Annotated in this window: 9 protein-coding genes; 7 read left to right on the plus strand and 2 right to left on the minus strand. The window is 34.9% G+C overall.

Features of this window, described 5'->3' with window-relative positions; genetic code table 11:
* Positions 1-59 precede the first annotated feature (59 nt).
* The 5 genes from ADU73_RS06155 to ADU73_RS06175 all read left to right on the plus strand — a co-directional run bounded on the left by ADU73_RS06155 (position 60) and on the right by ADU73_RS06175 (position 11,103).
* Complete coding sequence (locus tag ADU73_RS06155; protein ID WP_062913294.1) at positions 60-5,072, plus strand: bifunctional glycosyltransferase/CDP-glycerol:glycerophosphate glycerophosphotransferase; 5,013 nt, start codon at positions 60-62, stop codon at positions 5,070-5,072.
* A 175-nt stretch (positions 5,073-5,247) separates the two neighbouring features.
* Positions 5,248-6,063, plus strand: a complete 816-nt coding sequence (locus ADU73_RS06160) for an ABC transporter permease (RefSeq protein WP_046872457.1) — start codon at positions 5,248-5,250, stop codon at positions 6,061-6,063.
* 21 nt (positions 6,064-6,084) lie between these two features.
* Complete coding sequence (locus ADU73_RS06165; protein ID WP_046872458.1) at positions 6,085-7,173, plus strand: ABC transporter ATP-binding protein; 1,089 nt, start codon at positions 6,085-6,087, stop codon at positions 7,171-7,173.
* Positions 7,174-7,195: 22 nt separating this feature from the next.
* Positions 7,196-9,994 (plus strand): YfhO family protein, encoded by a 2,799-nt coding sequence (locus ADU73_RS06170; protein ID WP_062913295.1) that lies wholly within the window; start codon positions 7,196-7,198, stop codon positions 9,992-9,994.
* A gap of 74 nt (positions 9,995-10,068) precedes the next feature.
* Complete coding sequence (locus tag ADU73_RS06175; RefSeq protein ID WP_046872460.1) at positions 10,069-11,103, plus strand: acyltransferase family protein; 1,035 nt, start codon at positions 10,069-10,071, stop codon at positions 11,101-11,103.
* A gap of 89 nt (positions 11,104-11,192) precedes the next feature.
* Here the strand turns inward: ADU73_RS06175 and ADU73_RS06180 are convergent, their stop codons facing one another.
* The gene (locus ADU73_RS06180) at positions 11,193-11,936 is read right to left on the minus strand and encodes a DUF4811 domain-containing protein (protein WP_046870624.1); all 744 of its coding nucleotides are present in this window, start codon (positions 11,934-11,936) and stop codon (positions 11,193-11,195) included.
* Positions 11,936-13,414 carry an MDR family MFS transporter gene (locus ADU73_RS06185; protein ID WP_046870623.1) on the minus strand — a complete coding sequence of 493 codons (1,479 nt, stop codon included), beginning with the start codon at positions 13,412-13,414 and terminating at the stop codon, positions 11,936-11,938. The genes ADU73_RS06180 and ADU73_RS06185 overlap by 1 nt, the downstream gene beginning before the upstream one ends.
* Before the next feature lie 202 nt (positions 13,415-13,616).
* Here ADU73_RS06185 and ADU73_RS06190 point away from each other — a divergent pair, with 202 nt between their 5' ends.
* Positions 13,617-14,054, plus strand: coding sequence for a MerR family transcriptional regulator (locus ADU73_RS06190; protein ID WP_226996023.1), 438 nt, complete (start codon positions 13,617-13,619; stop codon positions 14,052-14,054).
* 58 nt (positions 14,055-14,112) lie between these two features.
* Complete coding sequence (locus ADU73_RS06195; RefSeq protein WP_052694443.1) at positions 14,113-15,273, plus strand: hypothetical protein; 1,161 nt, start codon at positions 14,113-14,115, stop codon at positions 15,271-15,273.
* Positions 15,274-15,384: the final 111 nt, after the last annotated feature.

Here is a 15,384-nt window from a genome sequence, read left to right on the forward strand (position 1 = left end):
GCCAGCATGCTAATATTACTAATGTTTATAGAACGGGAAAGAATAGGTAGGTTAATAAAATGTCTAAATCAATTGCGCTAAGCGTTGTTGTGGCCTGTTATAATGTTGCAGACTATTTGGAGGAATGCTTAGATTCACTTGCAAATCAAACATATAAGTTAGTCGAAATCATTATGATCGATGATTGTTCGACCGATAATGATAAAACTAAAAATATTGTGGATAAATATGGGGAACGTTATGAAAATTTTCATGCGTATCACAACCCACAAAACTTAGGATTAAGCGACACCCGTAACCGAGGCGTGAAAATTGCAAAGGGAGACTACATTGCATTTGTTGATGGCGATGATATTGTCCCAAAGAACGCTTATCGAGATCTTATTAATTCGGTAGCGATGACCGGGTCACAAGTTGCTACTGGATTTGTGAGACGCTTTGATAAATTTAGGGATAAGCCTTCTTATTTACATAAAAAAGCAATTTCGGACACGATTCAGCAAACCGATCTTGAAAGAAATCCAGAATTAGTTTACGACTCTACAAGCTGGAATAAATTATATAGTTTACCTATGGTACGAGAGCACAACATGACATTTCCAGCAAATATGTTATATGAAGATATTCCGTTTGTTATGCGGGCTTTTGTTATTGCCAGTCATGAAAGTAGTATTGATATCCTTTCTAATGTTGTGTACCGTTGGCGTTGGCGAGATGGGGATAGTAAGTCTATTACCCAAGTTAAAAATGCAATGAAACCATACGGTGATCGGCTCAAAATTCTCAATATGGTTCGTGATTACTTTTTAAAAGCTCATGTCAGTCAGCGAATTCTCGATACTTTTTACGTGAAAGTATTGATGATTGATATTCCGCTGTTTATGGATGATATTGCGGATGCGGATGATGATTTTGTTTTTGATTTTCAACGGGCAACCTATATTTTTCTGCGTAATTGGGGCCTTTTGAAGAGTAATCTGTATGAACAACTTTCCGTTAAAATGCAGTTACAGTATCGGGCTCTCTTAGAAGGAAACTTTGATGAATTAAAACGTTATTCGTACTCAGGGTTTAAAGGAAGCATTGCAAAGCGTTTTGTTCGTCATTTCTGGGGAAAACGGGCACACACTGCTACTTCAGGGGCTGATGTTAAAAATACGATTCAAAGAGTCTCACAGCCGACTGAAGATACAATTCAAATTGAAGGATATATTCATCCTAAGTCTATAAAATTGCATCGTATTTGGTTAATGCCTTCTAACTTAAACGAACATATTACTGCCAATTTAGTTAATATTGATACCAATAAAAAAATGGCGATTAGCATAAATCGTGTTCGATCCATTAGTAATATCCATCTAAAAAAAGAGGATGCACCATATAGCGCATATAAGGCTGCCTTTAATGTTCAAGACGCTCTGACGACTTTAGGAAACGGGACATGGAAAATTCAGATCACTCTTCAGTATCATGGAGAAAAGTTTGAGTCCTTTGCGGGACAGCCTATTCATGGAAACCAAAAAATAGCTTCAGTTATTAATTCAAAATTAAGGCTTAATTTAATTCAAAGATATAATCGTCATTGGGATTTGACATTTGTTGTACAAAAAATGTTGAATAGTAATTCAACCCGGGACCAAAGTAAGAGCCAAATAACTGCATTAACGAATGTAATTGGTCGTGATGACGGAATTTTACTTACTTTTACCGATTGTAGTAACATCATAAAACCAACTTTACAAATTAATGATGAAAATATTGGTCAACTTGAGAAGAATACGGATCATCAGATAAAGTTTCTTGTATCCGGTGAAGAATTAGAAAAATATCGTGGTAATATGCAACATTTGGTGTTGATTGATGCAGAAACAAACGTTCCAGAAAGTTATGCAATGGATTATTCTCGCCAAACAGAGATTATTCATGGCAAAGATTATGATGTTTTTATTTCTTATAACAGTACAGATGGAATTTGGTTGATGCAAGAGGTTCCTTTTGCAGAATTAAAAAGTGCTAATTGGATTAAAACGGGAACCAATCTTGCTATTGAGATGAAAGTGAATATTCCGGCTTTTTCGAATGAAGAAAATTTTGGAAATTCTGGATCCGTTGAATTATTGAGTAGTAATAAGAAGAGTCGCTACCTGTCAATTGGGAGAGTGAAATTTGTAGAGGATGGCTGTTTTAATGTTCAAATTCCACTTGTGGCGGCAAATAATTTAAAAGTTTTATCTGGTAATTATCGCGTTTACCTAGTAGTTGCATATGGTGAGACGCAGAAACGCATTCGAGTTATAGATTTAAAAGCAGTTAGTGATCAGCTTGATACTTATACGAATAAACACTTTACGTTTGATCTTCAGTGCACAAACAATGGTTTTTTGGAATTTCATACAGTACAAACCACTTTTGGGATGGATCGCTCCAAGCTTCAGAGGGGAATCAATTATTCAATCCTTTATCCAATGATGCGGATGCTCCCAATCAATAAAAAAATGGTTGTATTTGAAAGCTACTGGGGTGATTACTTTAATGGTAGTCCCAAGGCAATTTATGACTATTTGCGTAAAAATCATCCAGAGCTTAAATTTGTATGGATTTTAACTAATGATCAAATTCCAATTGAGGGTAAGGCTAAACGGGTCAAACGATTAGGATTTAAATATTGGTACTACATGGCAAGGGCTAAGTATTTTGTTGAAAATACGAATTTTCCAAATCAATATTCGAAGAGATCTGGACAAATTGAAGTTCAAACATTGCATGGGACCTTTATGAAAACGATGGGCTTTGATGAACCTCATTTTAAGAATGCGACGGCTGGAGTACAAAGAAATTTTGCTATTCGGAATAACCGATGGGATATTTTAACGGTACCTTCAAAGTACATGGCTGATACTGCTACCCATGCTTTTGATTTTAAACACGAAATTGTAGAAAGTGGCTTTCCGCGAAATGATGCGCTTTATCAACATAATAATTCGGCTTATATTGAAAATGTAAAAAAGAATCTTCATATTCCGTTGGATAAGAAGGTAGTTTTGTATGCCCCAACGTTCAGGAACAACGATGATAGTGGATTTGATTTTGAGTTAGATTTAGATAAACTCAAAGAAAAATTGGGTGATGAGTACATTGTTCTTGTACGGTTGCATTATTTTGTGGCTCATTCTATGTCATTTGTTGATCACCAGGGGTTTGTTTGGGATGTGAGCGATTATCCTGATATTGCTGATTTATATCTTATCAGTGACGTAATGATCACGGACTATTCTTCGGTAATGTTTGATTACGGACACCTTAAGCGGCCAATGATTTTCTTCTCTTATGATAAGGATTGGTACTTAAATGGCGATAATCGAGGTGTTTATCTTGATTATGACCAAACGGTTCCAGGACCAGTCGTGGAAACTACAGATGAAATTATAAAGTGGTTGCAAAACTTCCATGATTTAACGGCTAATTATGCATCTAAAATTGACTGGTTTTATGATAAGTTCTGCACGTATGGGCGTAATGGGGATGCAAGCAAAATTGTTTCTGAAAAGATGCTGAGTTTACGACCTGAAACGCAGGATTCAATTGTGCATCATTTGTTTATAAATAAAGTGTTGCGAATGTTGCAACTAAATGACTTTCAATCAGACCTTTTGAATGTTTTGAGTCGAGTACTGAAGAAAAAAAATATCATTATTTTAGAGAGCTTTTTTGGAACGCAGTTTTCTGATAGTCCAAAGGCAATTTACGAATATCTAAAACGAACTCATCCAGAGTACAAACTTTATTGGAATGTTAATCGAAAAAATGTCGATTACTTCAAGACTCATGGAATTCCTTACGTTGTGCGTTTTGGGTATAAAGGCATTTTAAAACAGGCGCAGGCCAAATACTGGTTTACAAACACACGGCGTCCGTTCCGTTGGGCTAAGCCACGTGATGCTAAATTAATTCAAACATGGCATGGGACACCTTTGAAGACAATTGGAACAGATGTGCAGAACGTTACAATGCCAGGAGTGACACAACGAAGTTACCATAAACAAGTTATTCGAGATTCTGCACGTTGGGATTATTTGGTTGCTCCAAATGAATATTCTTATAATATTATGCAACGTGCGTTTAGAAAACCGTTCACTAAATTAATTAGTAGCGGTTATCCAAGAAACGATATGTTATATAACTATACAGATAGCCAGGTAAGTGAGATAAAAGAGGCCCTTGAAATTAGTCAGGATAAAAAGGTTGTTTTATATGCCCCAACCTGGCGTGATAATGAGTATGTTCACGTAGATGAATATAGTGCAAAATTACATTTGGATTTAGATCAGCTTTTAGAGAAGTTACCTGAGAATACAGTTATTTTGATTCGGACTCATTATTTAATTGCTAATCAACTTGACCTATCTAGTTATGGAGAACGTGTATTAAATGTTAGTGATTATGAGGATGTTACGGACTTATATCTTATTTCGAATGTCTTAATCACCGATTACTCCTCAGTTATGTTTGACTTTGCCAACCTTAAGCGACCAATTTTGTTTTTTGCTTATGATCTTGACGAATATGCGGGTGACATTCGTGGATTCTATATCGATTATCAAAAAACGGTTCCTGGCCCAATTGTGAAAACAAATGAAGAGTTAATTCCAGTGTTAAAAGATATGTTAAATAGCCCAGATAAATACGTCCACACATCAACTTATAGTGCATTCTTGGATAAATTTGCTTCTTGGGAGAACGGCAATTCAACACAAACGTTGGTTGAATACGTGCTAAGAGATGAACAATATGAAGTGTCTGAAAAGAGAACTGATTTACAGAAGATAACAATTAAAGATGGAACTCAATTATGGTCAGCTATTCCAGAAACGAAACAAGCAAAGTTTATTTCAAACTATAATTACAAATTAGCAGATTCTTATTCAACAAAAATGCAAGCGAAGCTACGTGATCCAATTCGTAAAAACGAAGTTGGAAATACTTGGATTGAAATTGAAAATAAGACTGATTTTGGGAAAAATGCTTGGATTCGTATGGAGGATGTTGAATCCAAAGCTAATATATTAGATTAGATGTTATAGGAAGAAAACTAGTCAGACTATGGTTTTTCATAATCTGACTAGTTCTATTATGGAAATGTTTAAATAGTATGAAAGGTTTTGAAACACAAATTGACGCTTTTCAATTAAACGACTATACTATCAGAATGTGAAATAAGAAACGATTAAAGAATAAGGGGTTAGGATAATGCATACGATGTTTCAGATAATCTCTGAACAATTTTCCAATTTCAAAATTATTCAAAGAATGTCAAAATTTGATGATAAGGCAACTTATCAAAGTCACTATTTAGGATTAGCATGGGAATTCTTGAATCCGCTAATTCAAATCGGAATTTACTATTTAGTGTTTGGGGTTGCCTTGCGTCGTGGTGATCCAATGCCCGGTGTACCATATTTGCCTTGGATGGTCCTGGGAATTACACCTTGGTTGTATATGAATAAAACGGTTTTAGATGCTTCCAAAAGTGTCTATCAACAAGTTGGATTAGTTTCGAAAATGAAATTTCCAGTGAGCGTTTTACCTTCTATCAAGATTGTGGGTAATCTTGCCAGTTTTTGGACAATGCTTGCTTTTTCAATTTTCTTAATGTTTTGTAACCATATGATGCCAACGTTTTCTTGGATTCAATTTCTTTATTATTTTGTTTGTATGATTGCTTTGATGTACGCGTTAGGAATTTTCAATTCAACCGTTACCGTTTTAATTCGTGATTGGCAAATTACGTTGCAGTCTATTTTACGGATGCTATTTTATATGAGTGGGGTACTTTTTAACTTTGCAACATCTAATTTCCCTGCTATTTTAATTCGAATCCTTGAATTGAATCCTTTTTATTACATTATTAACGGAATGCGTGAATCGATGCTAAATCGTGGATGGGTTTGGCAAGAACCTAATCTGACAATTACAATAGTATTTTGGATGTTTGTGTTTATTGTAATGGCTGTTGGGACTTTCTTGCACAACAAGTTCCGTGCAAACTTCGTGGATTTGATTTAGATAGAATGGAGAAAATTTATAATGTCTGAAGACTATAAAATCAAATTGGAAAATGTTACTAAAGAGTATGATTTATATCAAAGCAAAAATGATAAATTAAAAACTTTTTTTAGCCTTAAAAAGCGTCATGAGGTTCCTCACTTTTGGTCTCTTAAAGGAATTAGTCTTGAGGTTCATCAGGGAGAAGCACTTGGAATTATTGGTGTTAATGGTTCAGGAAAATCAACAATATCCAACATTATTTCAGGAATTATACCGCAAACAACAGGATTTGTTGACGTTAAGGGTGATACCTCAATTGTAGCAATTAGTGCTGGTTTGAAATGGAGCTTAACTGGATTAGAGAACATTCGGCTTAAAGGATTGATGCAAGGCTTGACTTTCGAAGAAATCGCTGCTGTCCGGGAAGATATCATTGAGTTCGCTGATATCGGAGATTTTATTAATCAGCCGGTAAAGGACTATTCTTCAGGTATGCGCTCTCGTTTAGGGTTTGCGATTGCTGTTCATATTAATCCTGATATTTTAATTATTGATGAAGCTTTGTCAGTTGGTGACGATACTTTCTATCAAAAATGTTTGAAAAAGATTCAAGAATTTAAAAAAGAAGGAAAAACAATTGTCTTTGTAAGTCATTCCCTTAAACAGGTTGAAATGCTTTGTGATCGTGTAGCATGGATTCATTTTGGAGAGTTACGAGAAATTGGCGATACTAAGAAAACTGTAAATGACTATCGCAAGTTTTCTTCAGATTTTAAAAAAGTAACATCAGCAGAACGCAGTAAATATCAAAAAGATAAAAAACAATTACAATTAGATTTTGATATTGATGCTTATGAAAAGTCAATAGTACAAAAAGAGCAAGAAGATCATGGTACTAGTGAGCATGAGGCTGCACGCAAAGTTCATAAAAACTTTTATTCAGAAGTTTTACCGACTAAGATGACCACTCTAACCAAGTGGCTGATTGGTGTTGCTGCTGTTATAATGGTGTTCTTTGCTCTTGTGACTGTTTCAGGTCATTCCATTACAAAGAGTATTTCTGATCCTAGTGTACTTATGCATCCAACTTACACAAAGACTCAGAACAAGGCGCAACAATTTAAATAGATTAGTTTCTTGGAGGTAAAAGATGCATTCTGAAGATAGAAGAGCCAAAAAGGGAATTTTTTGGAAATATACATTAGTTTTTCTAATCATTATCGGATTGACTTATGGAATTTTCTATTTTTTGGGTCTTTCTTTACTCTCAAATCATGACGTCATTCAACAACATGTGCCAATAAATTACGAACTTCACAAATTACTTTTACGTTTTTTTAAGGATCCCTTACACCCTCAATATTGGTCTTGGAAAATTGGTCTTGGGGGAGATATAATTCAGCACTTCGGATTTTATGTTATGGGGGATCCGTTTGCATACATAACCGCGTTATTTCCGACTAGATTTTTTGTGAAAGGCTTTCAGATAGTTAGTCTTTTGAGGTTGTATTTTGTTGGTCTGAGTTTTCTTATTATTTCATGGAAAATGGGACATCGAAAACTTGTGAGCACTCTGGCAGGCACAATTTGCTATATATCTAGTGGATTTGCTTTGTTTTCGGTAACATATCAGCCTTTCTTTCTGAATATATTAATATTATTACCAATATTTGTTTACAGTATTAATCTTTTGTTTTTTAGCAAACAAATTATGCCTTTTGCTTTAACTGTCATGCTCATACTATTAAATAATCTGTATTTTGCATATATGTTTGTTACTGGAGGACTTCTATATGTAATACTGCTTTATGCAATAAATTTCCAAAAAATAAAAAAAGAATCGTTTACAATTCTTGCTAGATTTAGTGGTGCGTCCATACTGGGCGTAGGTTTATCGGCGTGGCTGGTTATCCCTGAATTGATTGGTATGTTAAATTCCGGAAGATCCGAGGGTATATCTGGAATTTTTAAACTCATAAAATATCCTTTGAGCTATTATTTAAATTTGCCGAGTTTGCTTATTGGTGGGAATAAATTTAACTTATTTTGGCTCACTTCAATAGGGAGCTCATTAGTTTTCATTGCAATAGTTCATGTTATCTTTAACTACAGGAAATATAGAGAACTCGTATATATTTATATAGCTGCTACAGTAATGCTCTTATTACCGGTGTTCGCTTCAATATTTAATGGATTTTCGCTTCCGTCAAATCGTTGGACCTTCCTATTAACATTTCCGTTTGCATTATCAGTTGTATTTTTTATCGACGATTTATCAAAAATTAGTGATAAAGAAAAGAAACTTTGGTTCTATTCATGTGTGATAGTTTCTTTTTATGTTGCGTTAGTGGATTCAATACTTGGAACTGCGACAGCAGATATTTTGTCATTGGCATTTTTATTTGTTCTTTTGTTAATACTCTTGATGAAAAATCATATTGGAAAAAAATGGTCGAGAATATTCATCCTTGTTGTTATGCTTAATTCGATTATTTGGATATCTTTTAGTTTTTACCCCAGAGGAAGAAATCTAAGCAGAGAATTATTACCATTTAGACAGGCTAAAATGTCTATAAGAAATCCATTCTATAATAATCAAAAAAATGTAAAAACTAATACTAGGGTGATGTCGGCGATTGGCGTGAAATCACCAATTTCTGTAATTTCGCAAAATGCCTCTCTTGTCTCTCCATACAGCTATATTAACTCTTATTATTCAATTCAGAGCAAAAGCTTGACTAATTTTGGATCTGATATGCAAATACTTAATGGTACTAACTTAGTTCCATTGACTCATTTGGATAGTCGAAGTACTTTATTAAGATATTTGGGCGTTCAATATTATATAAATAATTCTCCAAATTATGCAATTAACGGGTATGAACAAAAGGCAACTTTTTATCAAAAAAATATATATTTTCACAAATCTATTTCGTCTTTACCGATAGCTTTTTGGCAGTCAAATTTGCAAGATATGCATTCCTATAATAAAGAATTACCTTCTGTAAAAGAAGCTGGGTTAGCGTACACAGCAGCTGTGAATGATCCTGCTGATTTGAAGCATGGATCGATCTCAAATAATGGTGGAACAGTATTACACCAATTTGGAACCGCCAAAAGAAAAAGCAAGGTAGTTTCCTTTTCCAAAAATAAAACCAATGTTATATCGTATAATACAAATAAGAGTAATACTAGTTTGAAATTAAGATTGCCTAAAGGCTTGTTGCAACAGCAAAATGAATTGCACTTGGATATTTCGAAGATAAGTTTTGAGCCTTATGAACCTGGGAAAAGATCAGTCCTAAAAAGATATCAAAACTTTGGAAATATCATTAACAATTCAAGTAGTGACAGGAATACCTGGTCCATGTTGTTCTCAATGAATAACAAAAGAGAGAGATTAGCGCAGCCGGGTTTTAATGATCCTGGAGGATTAAGCTTTTATAAAAAAATAACTACCGGTGTTGTGAATATGGGTGGCGTTCAAAACAAAAACGATTATATTACTCTCCGTTTTGAAAAACCCGGTAAGTACAAATTCCGCATTAAAATGATTCAACTTGATGCCCATTCACTCACAAAGAAGTTTTCTAAGTTAACAAAATCAAATAAAAAGGTTAGCTACTTTAACAATGGTTTAAATACTAGAATTAAAACAAAAAGCAGTGGCATAATTGAAACTACAATTCCATACTCTAAAGGTTGGAAAGCGACTATTGATAAGAAAAATGCAAAACTTATTAAAGTGAATAATGCATTTATAGGAGTTGTTCCAAATAAGCACAAAAATGTAGTGAATCTGAAATTAGTTTATAGAACACCTGGTAAATTAATTGGAGCGTTTATCACGGCTTTATTTATTCTAATGATATTTGTGTACTTTCTTTTGAAGAGAAAAGCTGTAGTAGATCCCCCCAAAAATAATTCAATCGATATGAATGCTGAGTGATATACTGGAACAGACGCTTGTTGACGTCTGTTTTTTTATGTTATCAAAATAATAACAAGGAGTTTTTACTATATATGAAACGAAATTCGAATATTGAACTTCTCCGTATTGTGTCTATTGTATTTATTTTGCTTTCCCATTTTTCACTTTGGAGCGAATGGGATACATCGCATCATGGACTTTTTAGCTATGCATTAACTATGATCTATCAGCCATTAGGAAAATTTGGAGCCTATGCGTTTGTGCTGATCACAAGTTACTTTTCGGTAAAAAAAAATATTGATCCAATTGAACACGAAAAAAAGCAATTAAAACATAGTTTTGTAACTATGCAAGAAGTTTGGTTTTACTCCATTCTGATTTTTGTCGTTACTTGGGCGTTAAATATAATGCAACCAAGCTTTGAAAATGTTATTAAAGCGTTATTCCCATTTATCAGTCAAGAGTATTGGTTTGTTACTGCCTACATAATGCTTGTATTATTAATTCCGTTTTTAAACATTGTATCGGTACAACTGGATTTTCGAGGGCATTTAGCTTTGCTATTTACATTACTGTTATTTGATACTTTATCCTTATTTCGAAACGGTACGATGTCGGATTATTTGGCTTCGTTCATAGTGGTATATTTTATCGGTACTTTTTTGCGTAAATATCAAGATAAACTAAAGCCGATTAAAACTTGGAGATTACATGCGACTATTATAATTATTTGGATACTTGAGATGTTATCAATGGTCATTCTCTATCATATGGGCTATGGTTCAAACAGTGTTCATTTCACCGATAAACTATTAGGCTTTGTTGGTGCCGCTGCTATTTTTCTTATTGTTTTACGTTCAAAAAAATTTTATAGCCCGATTATAAATAAAATAGCCAAAACAGTATTTTCAGCTTATCTGTTGACAGATAACCCCTTCATAAGACATTTCGTGTGGGATCATATCTTTCAGACTTATAAATTTCAAGATCAGTTTTGGGTACCACTATATGGGCTTGTCTGTATTGCGTTAGTTATTATAGTTGCTTTTATAGTTGATTCATTACGGGCTAAGCTTTTTCAGATCATCAAATTGCATTCTATTAGCAATTCAACGAATATCAAATAATTTTACTAGAAAAAGCCACTTGGTATCTCGAAACAACAAGTACGTTGTTCGAAACCACCAGGTGGCTTTTAAATGTTTTAAAGGTAATTTCACTTCTTAGCTTCAGCAATCATCTTAGCTGTTGCTTGTTTTTGATAGGCAGCCGTTGCTTTTTTAACAGTTGCCTGTTGTAGGGATTTTTGATCAGCCGCAGACATCTTTGGATTCTTCTTCATAGCTGCTGTGACTGTTTGTTTTACCTGAGCTCCAACATATTGCTTGCCTTCGTTTTTCATTTTTGCTTGATTCTCCTTGGCGAGTTTTTGAAGCTTTTTAGCTTGGGCACTACTTAAGGTCAACCAATCCTTGTTAATGTTAAAGGTATTGTGATGACGAATGAGCTTGTGACCATTACCAGCAATTCCAAACCAGAATCGATAGGCATCGTTCTTGTATTCCCAACGCGTCGTAGTTGTTTTAACTGTTGGGGTACCAGAAACGGTCTTAACTGTGTTGGTAGTATTGCTAGGATCTGGGTTAGTCGTAGTTGGTTTCTTTTGGCTCACGTTCTTTTTGTAAATATAAACTTTTTCTTTACCAGCTGTTCCAACTGGTTGATAAAGCAACATTTTCATTTCTTTAGAAGGGGAAACGGAAACGAGATCGCTTGTCTGTGTAGTATCAACCTTGTGCATCCCGTAATGTTCACGATCATTTCGAACCATGAAGACTGCACAAAGGATGATAATTACGGCAAAGATGGGACTTAAGATGTTTCTCCATGTGGCACTTGGAATATAAGCCATACTAATGAACAATAGGATGGCTGCAATAACAATACTATAAATTATCATTATTTGTCACCTCCATCAGCAGCTTCTGGTTTGATCGAGCGCGGGCTCCGACCACTAACAAAGAATGCTACAACTAGACCTAATACACAAAAGGCAATGGCGGCCCAGAAGGTAGCATGGTAACCACTTAGGGTTGCAGAAATGGCACTGTTCTTGTAAGCAAGTGGTTCGGATTTAAGCAATCCTTTTCCAGGCATATCAGATTTAGTTACGTTTGTTAAAATACTAATTAAAATTGCAGTTCCAACGGAAGAAGCAACCTGACGAATTGTGTTATTAACGGCAGTCCCAGTACTCATCATATTGAGTGGCAGAGCGTTCATACCAGCGGTTGTAACAGGCATCATTGTCATTGCAACTCCGAACATCCGGATTGTATACAAAACAATTAAATTAAGTACGGGCGTGGTCTTAGTAATAAAGGCAAACGGAAGTGTTCCGATTGTTAAGAGGAACATCCCGGTAATTGCCAAGCGCTTGGCACCAATTTTATCAAACACACGTCCCGTAATTGGGCTCATAACACCCATCATTAAAGCTCCGGGTAATAGGGTAAGGCCAGAGTCAAAAGCACTGTCGCCACGAACAATTTGGAGATAAAGTGGTAACACCATTTCAACACCAACCATGGCCATCATAGAAACAGAACTTAAAAGGGCAGAAATTGAAAATTCTGGAACTTTTAAAACACGGAGGTTCAAGAATGGATGTTCCATTGTTAATTGACGCCATCCGAAGAGGATAATAACAATTACACCGACAATTAAAGTGGTAATGACAGTAGGACTTTCCCAACCTTTGTCTCCAACACTTGAGAATCCATAGAGTAAACTACCGAATCCAAGGGTAGAAAGACCAGCAGATAACCAATCAAGCTTACTCTTCTTAGTTGGAAGAACACTCTTCATCAACCAAAAACCAGCGATGATAACGACAATGACAACTGGAATAATCATTCCAAATAACGTCCGCCATCTATAGTTATCAATAACCCATCCGGATAGGGTTGGTCCGATTGCTGGTGCAACACCAATTACTAAGCCAGCTAATCCCATGGCAGTACCACGTTTGTTTGCTGGGAAGATAGTGAGCATCAATGTCTGAAGTAATGGCATTGTAATTCCAACACCTAAAGCTTGAATCAATCGACCTGTTAACAAAGTCCCAAAGTTAGGGGCAATATAACATGTAATGGTACCTATTAAGAAGGTAGTCATTGCGCCTAAGTATAATTTCTTTGAATCTACACGTGAAGTTAGCCACGCACTAATTGGAATCATAATTCCGTTAACCATCATAAAACCAGTAGTTAACCATTGAACCGTTGAAGTATTAATATCAAAAGCCTTCATTAAAGTTGGAAATGCGGTAGTTAAAATTGTTTGATTTAATACCGTACAGAATGATCCAACTAAAAGGAGCACAATCAACCAAGTTCGGTTATATGGTTTTCCATTTTCATCTATTGCTGTTCCCATTTGTTAATTCTTCCTTTCATCTAAAAAATGTACGTTGAATAATATAGGTCATAAACTTATTTTTGTCAACTTATTTGACAACAGTGTAAATAAATATATAATGAATGTCAGGTAAGATTACAGAAATGAAAAGGAATTCAAAGCTAACATATAGGGAGTTATGAAGATGAGAATGGAAATTGATAAAGATTTTATAGGCCGCATGAAAAAAATTATGCAAAAAGATAATTTTTTGCTTGGAATTGGCGACATTGCGCGTGCTACTGGTGTTTCTCAACGTAAGTTACGTTATTGGGAGAAAAAAGGATATATTTCGCCTGATGATGGTATTGAGGAACGTAAGCATCGAAAATATTCATATTATACATTAGCGCAAGTAAGTATGATCGAATCTTATGTCAAAACAGGATTTACACTGAGTGCTGCGGTTGAAAAGACGAATCAGCATGATCAAGTTTCGCAAGCAATTCGAAAATTTATTTCAGATCGATTGACTGGGCTTGTTACGGTTGATAACGGATTTGAAATTGATTTGGGAGAAGTATGTGATGTGCCAAACAAACATTTATTTGCCATCCTTAAAGGAAATGAAGATACTAAGTTGGTTTTAAAGGATAACAATGTACCAGTCGAACAATAATTCCTTTTATTCAGTGCTATAATAAAAACGATTAATTAATATAAGGGGATTGATTGTTTTGAATGGAAAATTTGTTAAAAAGTTATTTATTTCAATGGCTACTGCGTTGACTTTACTTGGTAGTACTTCAGCAGTAATGGCGGCCACGTATACACAAAAGAGTAACGCATTGTCTTCATATAATTGTAGTAAGTTCAAGTATTTAAATAATTCTAACTATTTCTTGAAACAGAACTTTTCGTATTCAACGGCTTCAGGATACAATAATAATTCACATTTTCAGATGACACCTGACTCCATTAAGCATAATTCAAAAAAAAGCAATAAAGTTGTTGATTTTAAATCTAATTACTTTTTACCTGTGACTAAATGGAAAGGGTTAAGTTGGTCAAATCCACAAAGTATGGTAATGACAAGTGCAGATACGGCTTATGTCTTCAATACTAGCGGATCATATGGCTGGATTACTCGTTATAATCTGAAGGCGTTGCGGGCGTTAGGAGCTATGAAGTCTGGTACGATGGATATGATTCGGCGCGCAACATACTACAATGCAAATGCAAAAAAATATCCAGTTCAAAATAAAAATGCGACCTATAAAAAAGTTTTGGCAGCGATCAAAGTCGGTCCAAAGTTTAAAGGCTTTGGCCATGGCCAATCTTTGGCATTTAACCCCAAAGATCCTTCACATTTGTGGTTCTTGGGTACAAATACAAGTTCTGGCAATCACGTATCAACATATGCCAATGTCCAACAAGTTAAAATTAGTACATTAAAAGTGGATAAAAAAATCAATTTTCGCTTGAAGAGTAAATATAGTTACGTGGCTTCTGGTTTAAATTTGGCTTTTGACAAATATGGCAATGCCTACTTAGACTCTAAACAGGCTGGGTATGGTTTAAAGCTGTACAAAGGAAAGATTTACTCTAAATCTGTTAAATTTAGTTTAGTCATGCAAGGCCTGAAGTATGGTCCTGGTACACATACGCAATCACTTGCTTATAACAAGAAACGAAATCGATTGTACATGATTGCCGACGATAGTATTATTTCAGTGCCCGTTAGCAAGCTGGGTAAGCTAAAGAAGTCTGATGTTCAATCGACACAATTCACGGCTAAACGCGAATTTGAAGGGTTACAATTTACGAGTGATGGCAGTTCCTATCTATTAACTAATCGGGGTTACGAAATTCTTAAGGGTAGTATGAAATCCTTCTAGTAACTTAACTATTTAGTATTGTAGTGGCTTTCAATATTTATGGTGAATCCCATTACTTATTTAAAAAATTGTAGGTAATCTTTTAAGATTACTTATTTTTTTTATTAGAAA

The organism is Pediococcus damnosus (assembly GCF_001611155.1).
GTDB classification, from domain to species: domain Bacteria; phylum Bacillota; class Bacilli; order Lactobacillales; family Lactobacillaceae; genus Pediococcus; species Pediococcus damnosus.

Bases quoted from the DNA above. Each gene is read 5' to 3' on its own strand.
- ADU73_RS06155 (WP_062913294.1), top strand. From the start codon at position 60: ATGTCTAAATCAATTGCGCTAAGCGTTGTTGTGGCCTGTTATAATGTT.
- ADU73_RS06160 (WP_046872457.1), top strand. From the start codon at position 5,248: ATGCATACGATGTTTCAGATAATCTCTGAACAATTTTCCAATTTCAAA.
- ADU73_RS06165 (WP_046872458.1), top strand. From the start codon at position 6,085: ATGTCTGAAGACTATAAAATCAAATTGGAAAATGTTACTAAAGAGTAT.
- ADU73_RS06170 (WP_062913295.1), top strand. From the start codon at position 7,196: ATGCATTCTGAAGATAGAAGAGCCAAAAAGGGAATTTTTTGGAAATAT.
- ADU73_RS06175 (WP_046872460.1), top strand. From the start codon at position 10,069: ATGAAACGAAATTCGAATATTGAACTTCTCCGTATTGTGTCTATTGTA.
- ADU73_RS06180 (WP_046870624.1), bottom strand. From the start codon at position 11,936: ATGATAATTTATAGTATTGTTATTGCAGCCATCCTATTGTTCATTAGT.
- ADU73_RS06185 (WP_046870623.1), bottom strand. From the start codon at position 13,414: ATGGGAACAGCAATAGATGAAAATGGAAAACCATATAACCGAACTTGG.
- ADU73_RS06190 (WP_226996023.1), top strand. From the start codon at position 13,617: ATGAAAAAAATTATGCAAAAAGATAATTTTTTGCTTGGAATTGGCGAC.